This is a genomic window from Enterobacter sp. R-25 (assembly GCF_049913205.1).
GTDB classification, from domain to species: Bacteria; Pseudomonadota; Gammaproteobacteria; order Enterobacterales; family Enterobacteriaceae; genus Enterobacter; species Enterobacter ludwigii.
Genome location: NZ_CP183982.1, coordinates 2,676,089 through 2,695,298, shown reverse-complemented (window position 1 = coordinate 2,695,298; position 19,210 = coordinate 2,676,089). Strand labels below are relative to the sequence as shown.

General features: G+C 51.5%; 21 protein-coding genes and 4 pseudogenes. 18 read left to right on the top strand and 7 right to left on the bottom strand.

Going from position 1 to position 19,210, the window contains the following annotated elements:
* Positions 1-14 precede the first annotated feature (14 nt).
* Positions 15-98: pseudogene (locus tag ACN9MQ_RS12885) on the bottom strand (DUF933 domain-containing protein); the annotation flags it as partial.
* Here ACN9MQ_RS12885 and ACN9MQ_RS12880 point away from each other — a divergent pair.
* The 10 genes and pseudogenes from ACN9MQ_RS12880 to ACN9MQ_RS12835 all read left to right on the top strand — a co-directional run.
* A pseudogene (locus ACN9MQ_RS12880) lies at positions 94-621 on the top strand (RHS repeat-associated core domain-containing protein); the annotation flags it as partial. The pseudogenes ACN9MQ_RS12885 and ACN9MQ_RS12880 overlap by 5 nt on opposite strands.
* Positions 622-692: 71 nt before the next feature.
* The gene (locus ACN9MQ_RS12875; protein WP_175556441.1) at positions 693-1,013 is read left to right on the top strand and encodes a hypothetical protein; all 321 of its coding nucleotides are present in this window, start codon (positions 693-695) and stop codon (positions 1,011-1,013) included.
* On the top strand, positions 1,010-1,441 hold the full coding sequence (locus tag ACN9MQ_RS12870) for an immunity 26/phosphotriesterase HocA family protein (RefSeq protein ID WP_049023296.1): 432 nt from the start codon (positions 1,010-1,012) through the stop codon (positions 1,439-1,441). The genes ACN9MQ_RS12875 and ACN9MQ_RS12870 overlap by 4 nt, the downstream gene beginning before the upstream one ends.
* Positions 1,442-1,582: 141 nt before the next feature.
* Positions 1,583-2,065: a competence protein ComJ gene (comJ, locus tag ACN9MQ_RS12865; protein ID WP_426020996.1), complete on the top strand. Its 483-nt coding sequence runs from the start codon at positions 1,583-1,585 to the stop codon at positions 2,063-2,065.
* A 205-nt stretch (positions 2,066-2,270) separates the two neighbouring features.
* Positions 2,271-3,028 (top strand): annotated as a pseudogene (locus tag ACN9MQ_RS12860) (RHS repeat-associated core domain-containing protein); the annotation flags it as partial.
* A 68-nt stretch (positions 3,029-3,096) separates the two neighbouring features.
* Positions 3,097-3,504: a hypothetical protein gene (locus ACN9MQ_RS12855; protein WP_131828540.1), complete on the top strand. Its 408-nt coding sequence runs from the start codon at positions 3,097-3,099 to the stop codon at positions 3,502-3,504.
* An 18-nt stretch (positions 3,505-3,522) separates the two neighbouring features.
* Positions 3,523-3,768, top strand: a complete 246-nt coding sequence (locus tag ACN9MQ_RS12850; protein ID WP_049022524.1) for a hypothetical protein — start codon at positions 3,523-3,525, stop codon at positions 3,766-3,768.
* Positions 3,769-3,946: 178 nt separating this feature from the next.
* Positions 3,947-4,471 carry a hypothetical protein gene (locus ACN9MQ_RS12845; RefSeq protein ID WP_426020997.1) on the top strand — a complete coding sequence of 175 codons (525 nt, stop codon included), beginning with the start codon at positions 3,947-3,949 and terminating at the stop codon, positions 4,469-4,471.
* A gap of 101 nt (positions 4,472-4,572) precedes the next feature.
* Positions 4,573-4,953, top strand: a complete 381-nt coding sequence (locus tag ACN9MQ_RS12840; RefSeq protein ID WP_426020998.1) for a hypothetical protein — start codon at positions 4,573-4,575, stop codon at positions 4,951-4,953.
* Positions 4,954-5,439: 486 nt separating this feature from the next.
* Positions 5,440-5,732 (top strand): annotated as a pseudogene (locus ACN9MQ_RS12835) (YciI family protein).
* Positions 5,733-5,786: 54 nt separating this feature from the next.
* Here the strand turns inward: ACN9MQ_RS12835 and ychF are convergent.
* A complete protein-coding gene (gene ychF, locus ACN9MQ_RS12830; RefSeq protein ID WP_014170508.1) occupies positions 5,787-6,881 on the bottom strand; it encodes a redox-regulated ATPase YchF in 1,095 nt (364 codons plus the stop codon).
* A gap of 126 nt (positions 6,882-7,007) precedes the next feature.
* Entirely contained in the window at positions 7,008-7,592 is a 585-nt protein-coding gene (pth, locus tag ACN9MQ_RS12825; protein WP_006175913.1) for an aminoacyl-tRNA hydrolase, read from the bottom strand.
* A 274-nt stretch (positions 7,593-7,866) separates the two neighbouring features.
* On the opposite strand from pth, the gene ychH reads away from it, so the two are divergent.
* Both ychH and ACN9MQ_RS12815 read left to right on the top strand, forming a co-directional pair.
* A complete protein-coding gene (gene ychH / locus ACN9MQ_RS12820; RefSeq protein ID WP_014170506.1) occupies positions 7,867-8,142 on the top strand; it encodes a stress-induced protein YchH in 276 nt (91 codons plus the stop codon).
* 124 nt (positions 8,143-8,266) lie between these two features.
* Positions 8,267-9,325, top strand: coding sequence for a MerR family transcriptional regulator (locus tag ACN9MQ_RS12815; protein ID WP_426020999.1), 1,059 nt, complete (start codon positions 8,267-8,269; stop codon positions 9,323-9,325).
* Here the strand turns inward: ACN9MQ_RS12815 and dauA are convergent.
* The 4 genes from dauA to lolB all read right to left on the bottom strand — a co-directional run bounded on the left by dauA (position 9,311) and on the right by lolB (position 13,666).
* Positions 9,311-10,990 carry a C4-dicarboxylic acid transporter DauA gene (dauA, locus tag ACN9MQ_RS12810; protein WP_426021000.1) on the bottom strand — a complete coding sequence of 560 codons (1,680 nt, stop codon included), beginning with the start codon at positions 10,988-10,990 and terminating at the stop codon, positions 9,311-9,313. The genes ACN9MQ_RS12815 and dauA overlap by 15 nt on opposite strands.
* Positions 10,991-11,114: 124 nt before the next feature.
* The gene (gene prs, locus ACN9MQ_RS12805; protein ID WP_003856663.1) at positions 11,115-12,062 is read right to left on the bottom strand and encodes a ribose-phosphate diphosphokinase; all 948 of its coding nucleotides are present in this window, start codon (positions 12,060-12,062) and stop codon (positions 11,115-11,117) included.
* Between the two features lie 126 nt (positions 12,063-12,188).
* Entirely contained in the window at positions 12,189-13,058 is an 870-nt protein-coding gene (gene ispE, locus ACN9MQ_RS12800) for a 4-(cytidine 5'-diphospho)-2-C-methyl-D-erythritol kinase (protein ID WP_106504203.1), read from the bottom strand.
* Positions 13,055-13,666, bottom strand: coding sequence for a lipoprotein insertase outer membrane protein LolB (gene lolB, locus ACN9MQ_RS12795; RefSeq protein ID WP_025203912.1), 612 nt, complete (start codon positions 13,664-13,666; stop codon positions 13,055-13,057). Before lolB ends, ispE begins: the two co-directional genes overlap by 4 nt.
* Before the next feature lie 201 nt (positions 13,667-13,867).
* Between lolB and hemA the strand changes: the two genes are divergently transcribed.
* Genes hemA through kdsA form a run of 6 tightly spaced genes read left to right on the top strand, consistent with a single transcriptional unit; the run spans position 13,868 to position 19,171 of the window.
* Positions 13,868-15,124, top strand: a complete 1,257-nt coding sequence (gene hemA, locus ACN9MQ_RS12790; RefSeq protein ID WP_073397392.1) for a glutamyl-tRNA reductase — start codon at positions 13,868-13,870, stop codon at positions 15,122-15,124.
* Between the two features lie 41 nt (positions 15,125-15,165).
* Positions 15,166-16,248, top strand: coding sequence for a peptide chain release factor 1 (gene prfA, locus ACN9MQ_RS12785; RefSeq protein WP_014170499.1), 1,083 nt, complete (start codon positions 15,166-15,168; stop codon positions 16,246-16,248).
* Positions 16,248-17,078, top strand: coding sequence for a peptide chain release factor N(5)-glutamine methyltransferase (gene prmC / locus ACN9MQ_RS12780; RefSeq protein ID WP_032678346.1), 831 nt, complete (start codon positions 16,248-16,250; stop codon positions 17,076-17,078). The genes prfA and prmC overlap by 1 nt, the downstream gene beginning before the upstream one ends.
* A complete protein-coding gene (gene sirB2, locus ACN9MQ_RS12775) occupies positions 17,075-17,467 on the top strand; it encodes an invasion regulator SirB2 (protein ID WP_025203913.1) in 393 nt (130 codons plus the stop codon). Before prmC ends, sirB2 begins: the two co-directional genes overlap by 4 nt.
* A 3-nt stretch (positions 17,468-17,470) precedes the next feature.
* A complete protein-coding gene (sirB1, locus tag ACN9MQ_RS12770) occupies positions 17,471-18,280 on the top strand; it encodes an invasion regulator SirB1 (RefSeq protein WP_014170496.1) in 810 nt (269 codons plus the stop codon).
* Positions 18,281-18,316: 36 nt separating this feature from the next.
* Positions 18,317-19,171 (top strand): 3-deoxy-8-phosphooctulonate synthase, encoded by an 855-nt coding sequence (gene kdsA, locus ACN9MQ_RS12765; protein ID WP_014170494.1) that lies wholly within the window; start codon positions 18,317-18,319, stop codon positions 19,169-19,171.
* Positions 19,172-19,210 lie beyond the last annotated feature (39 nt).

Below are 19,210 nucleotides of genomic sequence, written 5' to 3'. Positions count from 1 at the left end.
CAATAAAAAATAAATCAAACGTTAAACAAGAAGTTCATCACATCGCCATCTTTAACAATGTAATCTTTCCCTTCCGCACGCATCTTGCCTGCTTCTTCGCGCCTTGTTCATCCTGCTCTCAATAAGCTGTCGGTCTCAGATTTTAGCCGCGACGAACTTCACCGTGAGATCAGCCGCACCCAAGGGTTGCTGACCACCTGTCCGTCTTAGCCGACTGCATCGCCGCTGGGATTACGACTACCGCAATAATCTGGTGCGGGAAGAGCATGACGATAACCCGTTCAGCTGGTACCGCTGGCAATACGACAGCGCCGGGCGTTTGCTGGTTCAGGACGGTACGCTGCCTGGGCAGGTGCGCAGGGAAGCGGTGAACAGCGCCGGGGCAAGCTGCTGTGGGAAAGCGAGACGCAGGTATCAGGATATTCTCAGAACCTGCGCATGCAGGGGCAATACTTGGACCGTGAGACAGGGCTACACTACAATCTGTTCCGGTATTACGACCCGGACTGCGGGCGGTTTACGCAGCAGGACCCGATAGGGTTAAATGGCGGGTTAAATCTTTACAGCTATGCTCCTAATCCTATAATCTGGACTGATCCTTTAGGTCTAACACCTTGTAAGGTTTTACCTTCTACACGTAGGGGTGGGGGGCAGGTAAACATTATGATCCTGTAAATGGACAAGGGTTGTATGTGCTACACGATGGAAAGAATATTATCTATGTAGGACGTGGGGATGCACCAACGCGTTTGAATAGCCATGCGAATACACAGGGTAAATCTCATTTGGAACAGTTGACCATAGCTGAAGCTAAATACTTGGAACAAAGAATTATGGATCTTAATGGTGGAGCTAAGTCAACGAATTCTTTAACAAATCTCCTCAATGAAATCAGATCGTATAGTCCTAATAACCCAAAGGCTGGCACATATGATATTGTGGGTCAAAACAGTGATTGGGGTGGAAAAGTATTGAATGATGCGTTATCAATACTGAAAGGTAATGGCTTATGAAAGTAAAATACAAAGAGGGTGACATCTTTGTCATTCCATTGAGCAATGGGAAATATGCGATTTGTCATATTTTTTTTGCTCCAAGCAAAAAATTTAAGCAAGCAATAGGGTTCTGCATATTATCAATACAGCAGGCTGAAGAACTTATTGATGGCGGTTCATTAACACCGCTAAGTTTTGAAAGGTTTGGTAAAGAGACGAAAGTTATCTTTACCGGCAACCAAAATATCAGCAAGGGCGTTTGGAAAATTATTGGTCACACTGATCTTACAGAAGAAAAAAAACAATTGAAAATATTTAATTATGCTGGTGGTTTATATAATGGAGAGGACGAAATCAGGCGGTTATCTGTTGCCGAATACCCTAATTACACAACAATGGGGGTTTCAGGGTTTGAGCTTGCCGATAATATCCTGACCAATATTTGAGCATCAGGGGTAGGGTGCTTCCCCTGTAAGATTTCGTATTACCGCCACTCATTAACACCTTAAAAATATCACAGGTATTTTATTTTTGATGGCCTGGACTCACATTATTGGTAGAACGATAATAAAAATCGAGGTAATGTAATGAATGATAAAAAAATACAAATAGTTGATCTACTGATTTCACATAGTCAAATAGTGTTACGATCCCGAGACTATGACGAAAAGCTGAGTCAGTGGGGAAAGGGTAATGTTTCTCAAGGTGCTATTCTTCACAAGGATTATGTTATATTCGATCCATTACCAGAGGACGCGTTTGGAGCAAACGTCAATATCAAAATAGAGAATGCTTTCAAATTGGATGAAAATGCTCAGCGCTGTATTGTTGTACCATTTTTCATTACGGATAAACATAAGCTGCAAATCGCTTCTGCAACTGAGAAGTTTTATTTGAATTTAGAGTTGCACGATGAACTTTATTCGCTCTTCTATGAGGTTTGTGAAGGAGATGAAATTTACTATAATTTCACCCTTGTACCTACAAAAGAAGCTATTGCTGCTAAGTTTTTGTTAGACGACACTTGGGGGGGGATTAAGGAACATCCTCTCAAAGATGGTATTTTTTAAGGTTAATAGTAATTAAATTAAAACTTAAGAAATATAAAAACCACGCTTTGACGTGGATTTTTTCATTCAAATCAAATGCTAAACAAGAAGTTCATCACATCGTCATGTATAACGATAATCTTTCCCTTCCGCACGCGTTTTGGCTGCCTCTTACGCTCCTTGCTTATCCTTATTCACAACAAGTGTCAGCATACCCGTGAGGTCCCACCGGGAGGCCAGCCGCACCCAGGGGTTGCTGACCACCCTCAGCGAGTACGAACTTCTTGGTCGACTGCATCGTCGGGATGTATTCACTGACGATGCCCAGCGCCGCTGGGATTACGACTAGCGCAATAACTGGTGCGGGAAGAGCGTGACGATAACCCGTTCAGCTGGCAGTACGACAGCGCCGGGCGTTTGCTGGTTCAGAACGGTACGCTGCCGGTAACCCGCAGGAAGACTCTGCTGAGAAGGTCACGCACAACCGCCTGACGCAGCTGAACGACATTCGCTGGAGTTGTAACATACACGCCCGCACCATGGAGAAGGATAACAGCCAGACCCGCTGGCATTACCGCTACGACGGCGAGCACCGTCTGACGGAAGTCATCAGCCAGCCACGGGACCGCAACAAAACGCAGACGCAGGTCAGCTTCCGCTACGATCCGCTCGGCCGCCGCATCAATAAAACGCGACGCCAGATGATGGGCGGACAGCCAACAGGCAAGCCGGGTCAGCATCCGGTTTTTCTGGGAAGGGTTCCGTCTGCTGCAGGAAAGTGAAACGTAGGTATCAGGATATTCTCAGAACCTGCGGATGCAGGGGCAATACCTGGACCGTGAGACAGGGCTGCACTAGAATCTGTTCCGGTATTACGACCCGGACTGCGGGCGGTTTACGCAGCAGGACCCGATAGGGCTGGCGGGGGGGATAAACCTTTACCAGTATGCGCCGAATGCGCTGGGATGGGTGGATCTGTGGGGGGGAGTCGTGAGTGTAGCGGTAAAACAAAACCTGATTTCTATGTTGGGCCTGCTGGTCCAGGCGCTACAATGCCTTCAACTGCTTATCGTTATGTCCGATATTTGAATGACGATGGCAGTTTAGATAAATGGGTTCCTGGTCTTCTCGAAACTAAAAAAGCGCCTGTAACGTATTTTGGATTCGAAAAATTTTATATGGGTAAAGCGACTCGTGATGCGTTTCAGATAAAAGGTCCTGATAAAGTTGATCCGACTTTACCAGCGGATGTTTCTTGGAGTGATGCAAGAATTAGAGGGATATTTGATACATTGCAACCTTATGAAAATGGTACTTCTCAAGTGAGGCATCCAAGAATGTTTGGGGATGAAGTTGGTGCACCATTAGAACAATTTACAAATGCTTATCCGCAGTATGGGAAAGGGGGGCGTAGAACAAATGCACGCAGAAAAACGGGGAATTACTTTCGACAAAATTGATATTTTTCCGGAGGAATAATGAATTACGATTCATACAATGAGGTGCTCGACTATCTCAAGGAGTTTTTTAAGTCAAGAGTAGAGTCAGCACGTTATTTAGAAAAGCTAATAACTTTGATTGAAGCTTCTCGCTCTGACAAAACTGTGACAATAAGAGCTATTTATGAAACGTACATGCAGTATGTAAAAGAAAATAGAGAAAATATAAAAGTCATCGCTGGAGAAAAAGAAATGTGGATTAATTTATTGAACCATTGGCAATAAGGTTTTATTGTCACAAAGATTCCATTGGAAATGGTTCTTACATACCAGCGTTAATAAATTGATGTAAGTGAATTTTGGTGCCATGGTGAAAATTCCAGCATGCGCCTTGCGTATAAAGTATGTGATTTGCACGCATGGAAAATGCTTTTCATATAAGTGCTATGAGAAGGTAATTATATTGCCATTATCTATGGGTTACTCAAAATTGGAGCAAGGCAATATGCTTGAATTAAATTTAAACCCGATTACCGGTGAGCTAAACCTGGATGGTCTAAGTTTAGAGATAGATAGTGAAGAAGGATTTTGTAATTGTGACTTTTACCACAAATCAATAAAGCACAAAGCTATAAAAAAAATTATGCCTCATCACTATCTTATTGACTCAACAGTATTTTTCGAAAAAGAATTTCAAGCTATTATACGTCCAATATGTTTTGGTTTTCCTTTTATGGTTCATCTTGTCGATAAAGATAGTGAATATTATAAATCCCTAAAGGACTGGGATGCGAGAACTAATATTAACATGCTAAATAACTCAGTGAAAAGCTTGTCTGATTGGCTAAGCCTTTCTCTGAATTTAGGGGTTCCTGATGTTACGAAAACAGAAATGATTAGATGGGATTATGAATGGGGTCGAATTTCTGTCTCGTATGAGACAAAGTCATTCAACCATGGTATATATATAGTTTGGAATTCAATATAATCAATAACCAAGGCTTGCCTAAATTAAGTTATTGACTAATAACATCATTCATTTACTTTTAATCTTACTTGTTATTATTGGAGTTAAAGGTTATAGAGGAAATGAAAATAACTAATCGACTTAAAAAGAAGTTATTAGTCCTCGATGGCATTGACAATGATTTCATAGAGTATGGAAAGGAAATATCATGCCCTGAATGTGACGGGGTAATAGTCTACTCTATCGTAAACTCATATGAGTTTGACACGCTTACTGAAGAGGTAAAAAGCTTTTTGGTTAAGAAAATGAGAGGTGTGAAGCTTGTTAGTGAACATAAGAAATATAGCTACGACGGTAGCCAATTAGATGTTTCGAAAAATACATGTTCAAAGTGTTTGAAAGATTTTTCTAGTGTATTAACGTATAAAGAAGTGCAACCAGCACGATACCGGGTATATCTTGTGGGGCTTTTTGAAGGTTATTTGAAAAAGATCAAACTTTAAAAGTTGAGGTTTACGAAGGATTGAAAATCTCATTTATTTTAAAGAAAATAACCTGCTTCATTGGGCTAGTGGTGAAAGTAACAGAGTGGTTAGTATGCCATTTTTAGACCATGCAATGGTCGACTCAACACGCCAGTTAGTCTTTGCGTTAAGCGAGTCTAAGCCATTACCAACCGTTTTGACCATCTTCGATGCTCAGGGCGAAAAACTATTTTGATCTGCACCTCCTGAAGGTGCGACTTTCTATTACTTAACATTCAATCTGTCAAAGGAAGTGGTCGTTTTCTGTAGCTATCCAGCAAAACAAAATGGTTGGCATGATTGGTTTTATTCCTGGGATATGAAGCGTAACGCGTTGTCTCAATCGGGCCCTGCATATTAAGATCAAAAGCGCTAAAAAGAATGATAACTATAACCGGTGGCAAAACAGGGACTGTATCAGCAGTTCCAACAAGCGGTTTAAAAAACAGAGTTAAGAGGCAAAGGATGAGCACGGTTTACATTGTCATTTTGACCTATATAAAACCACTCGATGAAATCGACGCAGCGATACCTGCTCATGTTGAGTGGCTAAAAAAGGGGTATGCAGAGGGATTTTTCTGGCGTCCGGTAGACGGATCCTAAGAAACAGCGGTGTCATTCTCGCTAAGTGCGAGAGTCTTGCCTCTCTTGAAGAGCGCTTACGCGAGGATCCTTTTCAGAAGTTAAAACTTGCGACTGTTGAAATCATTCCCTTTGAACCCAGCATGAAAACAGAACTCCTGGAAAATGTGTTTTAACCCCGGAATAAAAAAATCCACGCCAAAGCGTGGATTTTTTTCATTCAAAACAAATCAAACGTTAAACAGGAAGTTCATCACATCGCCATCTTTAACGATGTAATCTTTCCCTTCCGCACGCATCTTGCCTGCTTCTTTCGCGCCTTGCTCACCCTTGTAGGTGATGAAGTCTTCAAACGCGATAGTCTGCGCACGAATAAAGCCTTTCTCGAAGTCGGTGTGGATCTTACCGGCCGCCTGAGGCGCAGTCGCACCCACAGGGATGGTCCACGCGCGCACTTCTTTCACGCCAGCGGTGAAGTAGGTCTGCAGGTTCAGCAACTCATAGCCTGCGCGGATCACGCGGTTCAGGCCCGGCTCTTCCAGACCCAGCTCGGCCATGAATTCGTCACGGTCAGCGTCGTCCAGCTCTGCGATGTCGGATTCAACGGCAGCGCAAACCGCTACAACCACTGAACCTTCAGCCGCGGCGATTTCACGCACTTTGTCCAGGTACGGGTTGTTCTCGAAACCGTCTTCGTTAACGTTGGCGATGTACATAGTTGGCTTCAGAGTCAGGAAGCTCAGGTATTTGATCGCCGCCTTGTCTTCTTCTGTCAGGTTTTTCAGCGCGCGCAGCATGCCCGCGTTTTCCAGCTGTGGCAGACATTTTTCCAGCGCAGCCAGTTCTGCTTTCGCATCTTTGTCGCCACCTTTGGCTTTCTTCTGCACGCGGTGAATAGCGCGTTCACAGGTGTCGAGGTCAGACAGTGCCAGCTCGGTGTTGATCACCTCGATGTCGTCAGCCGGGTCCACTTTGTTGTTAACGTGGATGATGTTGTCGTTCTCGAAGCAACGTACAACGTGACCAATTGCTTCCGTTTCACGGATGTTGGTCAGGAACTGGTTACCGAGGCCTTCGCCTTTGGATGCACCTTTCACCAGGCCCGCGATGTCCACGAACTCCATGGTGGTCGGCAGAATGCGCTGCGGCTTCACGATTTCCGCGAGCTGGTCCAGACGCGGATCGGGCATTGGCACAACGCCGGTGTTCGGTTCGATGGTACAGAACGGGAAGTTCGCCGCTTCAATACCTGCTTTGGTGAGCGCGTTGAACAGGGTGGATTTGCCCACGTTTGGCAGACCGACGATACCGCATTTGAATCCCATTTCTAAATCACCTTAATATCTTGATAATCAATCCGTTAACGATAACCGATTGATGAAAAGTAAATAACTACGCCTATTATACACGTAACCCGCACCACGCGCGGTAAAAAAGCCGTATCGGGCGGATTATTGCGCTTTGAAAGCGTGTAAGCGGTTTGTCGCTTTGGTTAGGCCATCCTGCAGCCAGATTTCAGTGCAGCGCACCGCTTCGTCGACCGCTTCGTCAATCAGTTTCTGCTCAGAAACCGGTGGCTTACCCAGTACGAAACCGACAACTTTGTTTTTATCGCCCGGATGGCCGATTCCCACGCGCAAACGATGGAAATTGGGGTTATTGCCCAGCTTGCTGATAATGTCTTTCAGACCATTGTGACCGCCATGACCACCGCCCAGTTTGAATTTTGCCACACCGGGGGGCAGGTCCAGCTCATCGTGGGCCACCAGAATTTCATCCGGGTTAATGCGATAAAACGTCGCCATGGCTGCAACAGCTTTGCCGCTCAGGTTCATAAAGGTGGTGGGCACCAGCAGACGGACATCTGCGCCAGCAAGATTGATACGTGAGGTATACCCGTAGAATTTTGGTTCTTCACGCAGGGGAGCACGTAACCGTTCGGCCAGCAGATCAACGTACCAGGCACCGGCATTGTGGCGGGTCGCCGCGTACTCTGCGCCTGGGTTCGCGAGGCCGACAATCAGTTTAATCGTCACGATTCAATTCCTAATGGGTTCCAGATCTGGCGCGTAGTTTACTGTCTGACGCGCCGCTTGACAAAATTCTGCTGCCCGAACCGCGAGATATGAATAATTACTTATCTGAACAATTAGAATTTCAAGCTGTTCAATGTCTTATTTGTAAACTTTTGTCTGGGAGTTATCTGTAAATGTGATCATTCACGCAACTCATAAAAGAGCCGTTGTCTATACTTTACACACAAGGATCAGGGGCTTTTCCCCTTACAACCCAAAGTTCCGGAGGTGACATATGAAACGCAAAAACGCTTCGATACTCGGTAATGTGCTGATGGGGTTGGGACTGTTTGTGATGGTCGCTGGCGTGGGTTATTCAATTTTAAACCAATTGCCGCAGCTTGACCTTCCGCAATACTTCGCGCATGGCGCGGTATTGAGTATTTTCCTTGGTGCAGTGCTATGGCTTGCCGGTGCACGCGTGAGTGGACATGAAGAAGTCTGCGACAAATACTGGTGGGTGCGCCATTACGATAAGCGCTGTCGCAGGGACCAGCACAAACACAGCTAACGTGCTACGGCGAAAGAACACCGAAACGGCTCCTCATGGAGTCGTTTTTTTTTGCATGAAAGGTTGACCCTCACGTAACGTAAGGCTTCAGAGTGGTGCCACTGGCAAAGTAAAAGGAGCAGTTATGTTGATTCAGGTGGGTGAACTCGCGAAACGTGCCGGGATCACCGTGCGAACATTGCATCACTATGAGCAAACAGGGTTGTTACTGCCTTCTGCCAGAAGTGCGGCAGGTTACCGGCTGTATAATCTGGCGGATGTACAACGTCTGCATATGATTCAGGTGCTGGCAAAAGCCGGGCTGGAACTTGCTGAAATCAGGGATTTTCTGAAACAGGAGTCGCTGTCGTTAACCGAATTACTCGATGCGCAAATCAGTTTGCTGGATAAGCAACTGCGTAGCATGCTGACGCTGCGCGAGAGGCTGGTGGAATTGCGTACCGGGCTTACCGACGATGCGGCACCCAATCTGGAATCCTGGCTACAGACTCTGGAGTTAATGAATATGTACGAACGCTGGTTTAGCAAAGAGGAGTTACAGCAGTTGCCGTTTGCCGTACAGAAGGAGGCACTTGCGGATATCTGGTCAGGTCTGGTTGCTGAGGCAAATAGCCTGCTGAAGCATAATATCGACGTTTCGGATCCCCGTGCCAGGGATCTGGCGGCGCGCTGGATGTCACGCCTGGAGCAGGATACGGCAGGTAAGCCGGAATTTCTCACCCGGCTGAACGAGATGCACAGCGTCGAGCCGCAGATGCGTGAGCAGACGGGTATTACGGCGGAAATGACTGACTATATTACGCGGGCGTTTGCCGAATCGAAGCTTGCCATCTGGGAAAAGTATCTCTCTGCAGAAGAGATGACCTTTACCCGCGCGCACTATTTTGATCGCATGATGGAGTGGCCGCCACTGGTAGCGAAATTGCATCAGGCGCAGCGGGAAAACCTTGACCCGTCTTCCGATGAGGCGCAAATGCTCGCTGAACACTGGCGGGTATTGTTCCAGTCATACGCGGGAACGAATCCTGAAACCCAGCAAAAGTTTCGCGTTGCCATGCAGCAGGAGGCGCATCTGATGAAAGGGACATGGATGACGCCTGCCGTGCTTGCATGGCTCCAGCAGGCGATAGCCGTGATGATGCAGAGACGTTTCTCTGCATCAGGGCATTCACAGATCCGCTAACGCGGCTTCACGGTTGGGATAAAAGGCCAGGCGGCCAGGGATAGGCTGCACGCCCGCGCGCGCCATGGTGCGCAGCGGCTGGAATTCGAGATTACTCACCCGCAGTTCGCAGCCTTCCGGCAGACGCGAAACGAAGCGCTGGAAGGCATCCAGACCACCCGCATCCAGCACCGGCACGGCATCCCATTTCAGCACCACAATGCGTTTGCCCACGATACGGGTTTCCAGTTCGCTGAACAGACCTTCCGCGGCGGCAAAGAACAACGGGCCAATCACACGCAGCACCAGCACATCGTCAGGTACCTCTACGTTAACCGGGGAAAGGCGCGTCATCTGCGCTATACGGCGCATAAACAGCAGGGAGGCCAGCACGATCCCGACGCTGATGGCGATAACCATATCGAACAGCACGGTCAGCGACATACAAATCAGCATCACGATGATGTCGTCTTTCGGTGCGCGACGCAGCAGATTGACCACCTTATGTGCTTCGCTCATGTTCCACGCCACCATCAGCAGCAGGGCAGCCATGGCTGAAAGCGGCAGCCAGGAGAGCAGCGGAGCGAGGACCAGCAGGGCGAGGATCACCAGCACGGAGTGGATAACTGCCGATACCGGCGACGTCGCCCCGGCACGTACGTTTGCCGCAGAGCGGGCGATGGCCGCTGTTGCCGTAATACCGCCAAAGAACGGGGCGATGAGGTTGCCCAGACCCTGCCCAACCAGTTCGCTGTTGGCTTTATGCTTGGTGCCGGTCATGCCGTCCAGCACGACGGCACAGAGCAGGGATTCAATGGCCCCCAGCATCGCCATTGAGAAGGCCGCGGGTAGAAGGGCGCGCAGGGAGTCCCAGCTTAAGGTGAAGCTGGAACCCGGCATATCCCATGGCAGTACCAGTTGTGGTAACAGTTGAGGAATACCGCTTCCCTGTGAACCGTCAGCCAGAACATAGTGGAACTGAGATCCAATGGTCGCGACGTGCCCACCAAAGAGATTAACGATGGCCATCATCGCACAGCCCAGCAGCAGGGCGGGCAGGTGGCCAGGCAGACGAATGCCTAAACGAGGCCAGATAATCAGCGTGCCCAGGGTAACAATCCCGATGGCGGCATCGCCGGGGTTGGCGGTGGGGAGCGCCATAAACAGCGCCCCGACTTTTTGCAGGTAATGTTCAGGGACGTGGGCTATCTGCAGGCCGAGGAAGTCCTTGATCTGCATTGTCCCGATGGTAATGCCAATCCCGGAGGTGAACCCCAGCGTCACGGAAAGGGGGATGTATTCAATCAGCCGGCCAAAACGGGCCAGACCAAACAGGATCAAAAAGACGCCGGACATCAGGGTGGCGACCAGCAGGCCTGCCAGGCCAAACTGCTGAGAAACGGGATAGAGGATCACCACAAATGCGGCTGTCGGGCCGGAAACGCTGAAGCGAGACCCGCCCGTTAGCGCAATCACAATCCCGGCGACGGCCGCCGTGTAAAGCCCATACTGCGGTGCTACGCCGCTGCCAATTGCCAGTGCCATGGCGAGCGGAATGGCGATAATCCCGACGGTGATACCGGCAATAAGGTCACGCATAAAACGTGAAGCGGTGTATTTCTCTTTCCAGCAAGCGTCGATGAGGGCGCGAAAGGGAAGAACATGTGAGGAGGTTACGTGTTTCACAATTATCTCTCATCCGTGTGCGCATCATCTGTCATATGAATGGCAGGTGAAGGAGGCATTGATCATACAAATAAATATCAGAGACAAAAAAACCCGCCGCAGCGGGTTTTTCGGCCGTGTTCGATTAGTGTTCGAACATTGCTGAGATAGATTCTTCGTTGCTGATACGACGAATCGCTTCGGCCAGCATCCCGGACAGGGTCAAGGTGCGCACGTTTGGCAGCGCTTTGATCTCGTCACTCAGTGGGATGGTATCGCACACCACTACTTCGTCGATAACGGAGTTGCGGAGGTTGTTTACTGCATTACCGGAGAAGATCGGGTGAGTCGCGTAGGCGAATACGCGCTTGGCACCACGCTCTTTCAGCGCTTCTGCTGCTTTACACAGCGTACCGCCGGTATCGATCATGTCGTCAACCAGCACGCAGTCACGGCCAGCAACGTCACCGATGATGTGCATCACCTGAGAAACGTTAGCGCGTGGACGGCGTTTGTCGATGATTGCCATGTCGGTATCGTTCAGCAGCTTAGCGATAGCACGAGCACGTACCACGCCGCCGATGTCCGGAGAAACCACGATTGGGTTATCCAGATTCAGCTGCAGCATGTCTTCCAGCAGGATTGGGCTACCGAATACGTTATCAACCGGAACGTCGAAGAAGCCCTGGATCTGTTCTGCATGCAGGTCAACGGTCAGAACACGGTCAACGCCAACGCTGGAGAGGAAATCAGCGACAACTTTGGCAGTGATTGGCACACGCGCGGAACGGACTCGACGGTCCTGACGGGCATAGCCGAAGTAAGGAATAACAGCAGTGATACGGCCTGCTGAAGCGCGACGCAGGGCGTCGACCATAACAACCAGTTCCATCAGGTTGTCATTTGTTGGAGCACAGGTGGACTGGATGATGAAAATATCACCACCGCGTACATTTTCATTGATTTGTACGCTGACTTCGCCGTCGCTAAAGCGACCTACAGCGGCGTCGCCGAGGGAAGTGTACAGGCGGTTGGCAATACGTTGTGCTAGTTCCGGGGTGGCGTTACCAGCAAAAAGCTTCATATCAGGCACGAGAAGAACCTCAGGCATGCGTCCAGTGGTGGATAGCGTTCGCCGCAAACTGTGCGGGCCAGGCGAAATGCTATCCAGGCGGTGTATTAAAGAGCGCGATGCAACGTCTGGAACAGGGTGACGTTGTCACCGAAACTCAGTCTGCGCCAGAATGGCTTGCTGTAGGGGGGAGGTGTTCATCCCACGTGCTACAAAACCATGCAGCCAAACCGGCGCTTGCTCAAGCACCTGACGAGCGGCGGATTCGGTGTCAAATTCAGCAAAGACACAGGCCCCTGTGCCAGTCAGGCGCGACGGCGCGTATTCTAACAGCCAGGAAAGCACCGCATCAACCTCGCGAAAACGTTTTCTTGCGATAACCTCGCAATCGTTGCTGAATTCACAATTTAATAACGTTTCTATTGACCGCACCGGGGTATTCCGTGGCAGGTCAGGATCGTTGAAGATGACCGGGGTCGGAATGCTGACGCCCGGGTGGGCCACCAGGTACCATTTTTCCGGCGGCTCGACCGGGGAAAGTATTTCGCCCACCCCTTCAGCAAACGCCGCATGACCGCGCACGAAGACCGGGACGTCCGCCCCCAGCGTTAAGCCTAACGCTGCCAGCTCATCCTGAGATAATCCGCAGCCCCAGAGGTGATTCAGGGCAACCAACACGGTGGCGGCATTTGATGAGCCACCGCCCAGTCCACCGCCCATCGGCAGACGCTTCTCAATACGGATATCCGCGCCGCTTCCTGCCGGCAGACGACCGGTGTCCGACGCCGTTTTCATCAGCAGACGTGCAGCGCGCACGATCAGGTTATCTTCATGCGCCACGCCATCAACCGGCGTCAGCAGGCAAACCTCGCCGTCCTGACGCGGGCCAATCGCGATCGTGTCGCCGTAATCAAGGAACTGAAACAGCGTCTGCAGGGTATGATATCCGTCAGCACGCTGTCCGGTGATGTATAAAAACAGGTTCAGTTTTGCCGGAGAAGGCCAGTGGGTCATCATTTAACGATCCAGTTGTCCATTTTCAGCTTGATGCGCTGGCTACCCTGGGTCAGTTCCATGTTGGATGGCAGGGAAGGCCTGGTGTTGCTGTCATAGGCGCTGTACACCACTTTCCAGGTTTTGCCGTTCTGGGTGTAGTTCACCTGGCTCAGACGGTACTGGTCGTCAAGCTGGTAGTCGGTCGCGTCACCCGGCAGGCCCAGGATCCACTGGCGCAGGCTGTTCAGCGGAATAGGCATTCCGGTCAGCTTGCCGATCATCTCTTCGGCGTCGGTGGCGGTATAGTGCTGGCCTTTGTTGTCGGTGATCTGCGCTTCACCCGGTTTGGCGATAAGCTCCAGTTCGGTGCTGCCCAGTGGGTTTAACAGCAGCAGGCGATAGTTGTCCTGCCCGGTTTGCTGCCAGAAGAAACGCGCATACACTTTTTGTTCATCAGAGAGATAAGCGAAGGCACCACGGGTCTGGTACTGGCTCAAATTGCGGACGTCCTGCTGGTGCTGACGCCACTGCGGTGAATCAGGGCTTTTGCCTGGGCCTTTAGGTTGGGTGACGGTACATGCGGTCAGAACCAGTGCCGCCAGGGGCAGCAGGCGAATCAGTCGGGTCATAATGAGGACAAATCCTTGAGATACGTTGCAGTTATAACTGTTAATGCTAGCGTCGAAGGGTGCCACCGTCTACGTTCAAATTATCTCAAAGCATTGTATAAGCTATTACTCCGAAAGGGGGCAGTCTCTTTTATTGATCTCGCGCATCCTGTATGATGCGTTCTGCTAACCTTATTAACGCTGGTACTACTCCCGCTCAACATGACCCTATTAGCACTCGGTATTAACCACAAAACAGCCCCGGTTTCGCTGCGAGAACGCGTCACGTTTTCGCCGGATACGCTTGACCTGGCGCTGGACAGCCTGCTTGCACAGCCGATGGTGCAGGGTGGCGTGGTGCTCTCGACGTGCAACCGTACTGAACTCTACCTAAGCGTTGAAGAGCAGGACAACCTGCATGAAGTGCTGATCCGCTGGTTATGTGATTACCACAACCTCAACGAAGAAGAGCTGCGTAATAGCCTCTACTGGCATCAGGATAACGATGCAGTCAGCCATCTGATGCGTGTGGCCAGCGGCCTGGACTCGCTGGTGCTCGGCGAGCCGCAAATTCTCGGTCAGGTGAAAAAGGCGTTTGCCGATTCGCAAAAAGGGCATCTGAAAGCCAGTGAACTGGAGCGTATGTTCCAGAAGTCATTCTCCGTGGCGAAGCGTGTGCGAACCGAAACCGACATTGGTGCCAGTGCGGTTTCTGTTGCTTTCGCGGCCTGTACCCTGGCCCGTCAAATCTTTGAATCCCTGTCGACCGTCACTGTGATGCTGGTCGGGGCGGGCGAAACCATCGAACTTGTGGCGCGCCATCTGCGCGAACACAAAGTTAAAAAGATGATTATCGCTAACCGTACCCGCGAACGTGCACAGGTGCTGGCGGACGAGGTGGGTGCCGAGGTGGTTGCGCTGAGCGACATCGATGAGCGCCTGAAAGAGGCAGATATTATCATCAGCTCTACCGCCAGCCCGCTGCCGATTATCGGTAAAGGGATGGTCGAGCGAGCGCTGAAATCCCGCCGTAATCAACCGATGCTGCTGGTGGATATTGCCGTCCCGCGCGATGTCGAACCGGAAGTCGGTAAACTGGCGAACGCCTATCTTTACAGCGTGGACGACCTGCAAAGCATCATTTCGCATAACCTTGCCCAGCGTAAAGCGGCGGCGGTTCAGGCGGAAACCATTGTAGAGCAGGAAACGAGTGAGTTTATGGCCTGGCTGCGCGCGCAAAGCGTCAGCGAGACTATCCGTGAGTACCGCGGTCAGGCGGAGCAGGTGCGTGATGACCTGACCGCCAAAGCGCTGGCCGCCCTTCAGCAGGGCGGCGACGCAGAAGCCATTATGCAGGATCTGGCCTGGAAACTGACCAACCGCCTGATCCATGCACCAACCAAATCTCTTCAGCAGGCTGCCCGTGACGGGGATGATGAACGCCTGACTATTCTGCGCAACAGCCTCGGGCTGGAATAGCGCCCTATACCCATTTTCTATTACAAGGTGCATTTACGCCTATGAAGCCTTCTATCGTCGCTAAACTGGAAGCTCTGCACGAGCGCCATGAAGAAGTACAGGCGCTGCTCGGCGATGCCGGGACCATTGCTGACCAGGAACGTTTTCGCGCGCTCTCGCGTGAATACGCGCAGTTGAGTGATGTATCAAAATGCTTTACCGACTGGCGACAGGTCCAGGAAGATATTGAAACTGCGCAGATGATGCTCGACGACCCTGAAATGCGCGAGATGGCGCAGGAAGAGTTGCTGGACGCAAAAGCGCGTTCTGAAGAGATGGAGCAACAGTTGCAGGTGCTTCTGCTGCCAAAAGATCCGGACGATGAGCGTAACGCCTTTGTCGAAGTCCGCGCCGGGACCGGCGGTGACGAAGCGGCACTGTTTGCCGGCGATCTGTTCCGTATGTACAGCCGCTACGCCGAAGCGCGTCGCTGGCGCGTTGAGATCATGAGCGCCAACGACGGTGAACATGGCGGCTACAAAGAGGTTATCGCTAAAATCAGCGGTGACGGCGTGTACGGTCGTCTGAAGTTTGAATCCGGCGGTCATCGCGTGCAGCGCGTACCTGCCACCGAATCTCAGGGGCGAATTCACACTTCTGCCTGTACGGTTGCGGTGATGCCAGAGTTGCCTGAAGCAGAATTGCCGGACATCAACCCGGCGGACCTGCGTATCGATACCTTCCGCTCCTCCGGGGCAGGGGGTCAGCACGTTAACACCACCGATTCCGCTATCCGTATTACCCACCTGCCAACCGGCATCGTGGTGGAGTGCCAGGACGAACGTTCACAGCACAAGAACAAAGCCAAAGCCTTATCCGTGCTGGGCGCGCGTATCCACGCGGCTGAAATGGCAAAACGTCAGCAGGCGGAAGCCTCCACGCGTCGTAACCTGCTGGGCAGCGGCGATCGCAGCGACCGTAACCGTACCTATAACTTCCCGCAGGGCCGTGTTACCGACCACCGCATCAACCTGACCCTGTACCGTCTGGACGAAGTGATGGAAGGAAAGCTGGATATGCTGATTGAGCCTATCGTGCAGGAATACCAGGCTGACCAGCTGGCAGCACTGTCCGAGCAGGAATAATGGAGTTTCAGCACTGGTTACGGCAGGCCGCCAGTGAGCTTTCCGCGAGCGAAAGCCCTAAACGTGACGCCGAAATTTTGCTTGAGTTTGTGACGGGGAAAGCCCGCACTTACCTGCTGGCTTTCGGCGAGACTCAGCTGAGCGCTGAGCAGGAAGCGCAGCTCGCTACGCTGCTTGCCCGCCGCAAAACCGGTGAGCCGGTGGCGCATCTGGTCGGGGAGCGTGAGTTCTGGTCACTGCCGTTGTACGTCTCCCCAGCGACCCTGATCCCACGTCCGGACACCGAGTGTCTGGTGGAGCAGGCGCTGTCGCGTTTACCCGCACAAGCCTGCCGAATTCTCGATCTTGGAACCGGCACTGGCGCAATTGCCCTGGCGCTGGCCAGCGAGCGTCCGGACTGCGAGGTGACGGCGGTTGACGTGATGCCCGATGCGGTAGCGCTGGCGCAGCGTAACGTGGCGCGTCTGGGCTTCCCGAACGTCACCGTTCTGCAAAGCAGCTGGTTTAGCGCGCTGGATAACCGCACGTTCGGGATGATTGTCAGCAACCCTCCCTATATCGACGAGCATGACCCGCACCTGACGCAGGGGGACGTGCGTTTCGAACCGCTGACGGCGCTGGTCGCTGCCAACGAAGGGCTGGCGGATATTGTGCATATTGTGACAACGTCACGACAGCATTTGCTCCCCGGCGGCTGGCTGCTGGTCGAGCACGGCTGGACGCAAGGGGACGCGGTGCGTGACGTGTTCATCGCAGCAGGTTATCGTGCGGTGGAAACCTGTCGCGACTATGGCGGCAACGACCGTCTGACGCTGGGACAATGGGCATGAGTCTCTTTACCGTGCTGATCACGGCCCACCTGATAGCCGTTGCCCTGACCATCAGCTTTTTCATCGTCCGTTATTGGTGGCGTTACAGCAATAATCCGCTGATTGACGCCCGCTGGGTGCGTATTGCGCCGCACTGTATTGACACGGTGCTGTTTCTCTCAGGGGCCGGATTAATGTGGAAGACCGGCTATCTGCCATTTACTGATAAAGGCGCATGGCTGACTGAAAAGCTGTTTGGCGTTATCATCTACATCGTTTTGGGTTTTATCGCGCTTGGGCGTCGTCGTCCGCGCAGCCAGCAGACCGGTTTTATCGCCTTTCTGCTGGGGCTGGTGGTGCTGTACATCATCATTAAACTCGCCACCACAAGAATACCGTTACTGGGGTAAGTCATGAGGTCCTTAGCCGATTTCGAATTTAATAAAGTGCCGCTTTGCGATGGCATGATCCTGATTTCGGAGATGATCCGCGACGATTTTACGTCGCAATACGTCTACGAAGAGCTGGAGAATCTGGTCAGCCTGGCGCGTGAAGAGATCAATCAGGCGCGCCCGCAGGACTGGCAATTAGAGAAGCTGCTTGAGCTTTTCTACGGCGAATGGGGTTTCTGCGACACGCGTGGCGTGTATCGTCTGTCTGACGCACTATGGCTGGATCAGGTCTTAAAAAATCGTCAGGGCAGCGCGGTTGCGCTGGGTTCCATTTTGCTGTGGGTCGCGCATCGTCTGGATATTCCACTGGTGCCGGTCATTTTCCCGACGCAGATGATCCTGCGAGCGGAGTGGCTGGACGGTGAGATGTGGCTCATCAATCCGTTTAACGGCGATACGCTGGATGAGCATACGCTGGACGTCTGGTTAAAAGGCAATATTAGCCCGGTTGCCGAGCTCTTTAATGAAGATCTCGACGAGGCGGATAACGCTGAGGTGATCCGTAAACTGCTGGATACGCTGAAATCTGCGCTGATGGAAGAGCGTCAGATGGAGCTGGCATTACGTGCCAGTGAAGTGCTGCTGCAGTTTAATCCGGAAGATCCGTACGAAATCCGCGATCGCGGGCTGATTTATGCCCAGCTTGATTGCGAGCATGTGGCGCTGAACGATCTGAATTATTTCGTTGAGCAATGCCCGGAAGACCCGATCAGCGAAATGATTCGTGCGCAGATCAACGCGATCTCGCACAAACAAATTACACTGCATTAATCTTAATTCCGATTCACACCTGAATAAGGCGATCCTATGAAACAAAAAGTGGTTAGCATTGGTGATATCAACGTGGCAAACGACCTGCCGTTCGTGCTGTTTGGCGGTATGAACGTGCTGGAATCCCGTGATCTCGCGATGCGTATCTGCGAGCACTACGTGACCGTGACCCAGAAACTGGGTATCCCGTACGTGTTTAAGGCCTCTTTTGACAAAGCCAACCGTTCCTCCATTCACTCTTACCGTGGCCCGGGCCTGGAAGAGGGGATGAAAATTTTCCAGGAACTGAAACAGACCTTTGGCGTGAAAGTGATCACCGACGTGCACGAAGCTTCTCAGGCGCAGCCTGTTGCGGACGTTGTCGACGTTATCCAGCTGCCGGCGTTCCTGGCGCGTCAGACGGACCTGGTGGAAGCGATGGCGAAAACTGGCGCGGTCATCAACGTGAAGAAACCTCAGTTCGTGAGCCCTGGCCAGATGGGTAACATCGTCGATAAATTTATCGAAGGCGGCAACGATAAAGTGATCCTGTGTGACCGTGGCGCAAACTTCGGTTATGACAACCTGGTCGTTGATATGCTCGGCTTCAGCGTGATGAAGAACGTGTCCAACCAGTCTCCGGTCATCTTCGATGTGACCCATGCGCTGCAGTGCCGCGACCCGTTTGGTGCAGCTTCTGGCGGCCGCCGTGCGCAGGTCACCGAGCTGGCGCGCGCCGGTATGGCGACTGGCCTGGCCGGTCTGTTCATTGAAGCGCACCCGGACCCGGACAACGCGAAGTGCGACGGCCCGTCCGCATTGCCGCTGGCTAAACTGGAGCCGTTCCTGAAACAGATCAAAGCGATTGACGATCTGGTGAAGAGTTTCGACGAGCTGGATACCAGCCACTAATAAAAAAACCCGCTTCGGCGGGTTTTTTTTGGTTATTCC

Coding starts and splice junctions, on each gene's coding strand:
- ACN9MQ_RS12840 (WP_426020998.1), top strand. CDS start 4,573: ATGAAAATAACTAATCGACTTAAAAAGAAGTTATTAGTCCTCGATGGC.
- ACN9MQ_RS12855 (WP_131828540.1), top strand. CDS start 3,097: ATGCCTTCAACTGCTTATCGTTATGTCCGATATTTGAATGACGATGGC.
- ychH (WP_014170506.1), top strand. CDS start 7,867: ATGAAACGCAAAAACGCTTCGATACTCGGTAATGTGCTGATGGGGTTG.
- lolB (WP_025203912.1), bottom strand. CDS start 13,666: ATGACCCGACTGATTCGCCTGCTGCCCCTGGCGGCACTGGTTCTGACC.
- prfA (WP_014170499.1), top strand. CDS start 15,166: ATGAAGCCTTCTATCGTCGCTAAACTGGAAGCTCTGCACGAGCGCCAT.
- kdsA (WP_014170494.1), top strand. CDS start 18,317: ATGAAACAAAAAGTGGTTAGCATTGGTGATATCAACGTGGCAAACGAC.
- ACN9MQ_RS12850 (WP_049022524.1), top strand. CDS start 3,523: ATGAATTACGATTCATACAATGAGGTGCTCGACTATCTCAAGGAGTTT.
- comJ (WP_426020996.1), top strand. CDS start 1,583: ATGAATGATAAAAAAATACAAATAGTTGATCTACTGATTTCACATAGT.
- prmC (WP_032678346.1), top strand. CDS start 16,248: ATGGAGTTTCAGCACTGGTTACGGCAGGCCGCCAGTGAGCTTTCCGCG.
- ispE (WP_106504203.1), bottom strand. CDS start 13,058: ATGATGACCCACTGGCCTTCTCCGGCAAAACTGAACCTGTTTTTATAC.
- ACN9MQ_RS12870 (WP_049023296.1), top strand. CDS start 1,010: ATGAAAGTAAAATACAAAGAGGGTGACATCTTTGTCATTCCATTGAGC.
- hemA (WP_073397392.1), top strand. CDS start 13,868: ATGACCCTATTAGCACTCGGTATTAACCACAAAACAGCCCCGGTTTCG.
- sirB2 (WP_025203913.1), top strand. CDS start 17,075: ATGAGTCTCTTTACCGTGCTGATCACGGCCCACCTGATAGCCGTTGCC.
- ACN9MQ_RS12815 (WP_426020999.1), top strand. CDS start 8,267: ATGTTGATTCAGGTGGGTGAACTCGCGAAACGTGCCGGGATCACCGTG.
- sirB1 (WP_014170496.1), top strand. CDS start 17,471: ATGAGGTCCTTAGCCGATTTCGAATTTAATAAAGTGCCGCTTTGCGAT.
- ychF (WP_014170508.1), bottom strand. CDS start 6,881: ATGGGATTCAAATGCGGTATCGTCGGTCTGCCAAACGTGGGCAAATCC.